The sequence below is a fragment of the Curtobacterium sp. 320 genome (genome assembly GCF_031455235.1).
Classification (GTDB): Bacteria; Actinomycetota; Actinomycetes; order Actinomycetales; family Microbacteriaceae; genus Curtobacterium.
The window spans coordinates 1-1,271 of record NZ_JAVDSI010000033.1; the positions used below are offsets into that span (position 1 = coordinate 1).

The window sequence follows — 1,271 nt, forward strand, 5'->3', positions numbered from 1 at the left end:
TTCGGCGGTGTGCTTGAGCCCCGTTACATTGTCGGCGCGGAATCACTTGACCAGTGAGCTATTACGCACTCTTTCAAGGGTGGCTGCTTCTAAGCCAACCTCCTGGTTGTCTATGCAACTCCACATCCTTTCCCACTTAGCACACGCTTAGGGGCCTTAGTTGGTAGTCTGGGTTGTTTCCCTCTCGACGATGAAGCTTATCCCCCACCGTCTCACTGCTGCGCTCTCACTCACCGGCATTCGGAGTTTGGCTGACGTCAGTAACCTGTTGAGGCCCATCGGCCATCCAGTAGCTCTACCTCCGGCGAGAAACACGCAACGCTGCACCTAAATGCATTTCGGAGAGAACCAGCTATCACGAAGTTTGATTGGCCTTTCACCCCTATCCACAGCTCATCCCCTCCATTTTCAACTGAAGTGGGTTCGGTCCTCCACGACGTCTTACCGTCGCTTCAACCTGGCCATGGATAGATCACTTCGCTTCGGGTCTAGGACATGCGACTGAATCGCCCTATTCAGACTCGCTTTCGCTACGGCTGCCCCACACGGGTTAACCTCGCCACATATCACTAACTCGCAGGCTCATTCTTCAAAAGGCACGCCGTCACCCCTACAAGGAGGCTCCGACGGTTTGTAAGCAAACGGTTTCAGGTACTATTTCACTCCCCTCCCGGGGTACTTTTCACCTTTCCCTCACGGTACTTGTCCGCTATCGGTCATCTGGGAGTATTTAGGCTTATCAGGTGGTCCTGACAGATTCACACGGGATTTCTCGGGCCCCGTGCTACTTGGGATACACATCCGGCCATAACACCATTTCGTCTACGGGGCTGGCACCCACTACGGCCCGGCTTTCAAACCGGTTCGACTATGATGCGCTGTAACCGCCCCAGTCCGGCAGAACTGAGCGACGTGTCCCACAACCCCGACCATGCAACGCCCGCCGGCTATCACACATGATCGGTTTAGCCTCATCCGCTTTCGCTCGCCACTACTCACGGAATCACATGTTGTTTTCTCTTCCTGTGGGTACTGAGATGTTTCACTTCCCCACGTTCCCTCTACCCGCCCTATATATTCAGGCGGGAGTCACCAGGTCACAAAAGCGCCCAGCGGGGTTTCCCCATTCGGAAATCCTCGGCTCACAGCTCGATTATCAGCTCCCCGAGGCTTATCGCAGATTTCTACGTCCTTCTTCGGCTCCAGATGCCAAGGCATCCACCGTTTGCTCTTAGAAACTTGACCACAAAGATTAAAATTGCGATCGACTC

General features: G+C 54.3%; 1 rRNA gene. It reads right to left on the reverse strand.

Annotated features, from left to right (window positions below):
- Positions 1-1,245 (reverse strand): 23S ribosomal RNA (locus J2X60_RS19025); the annotation flags it as partial.
- Positions 1,246-1,271: the final 26 nt, after the last annotated feature.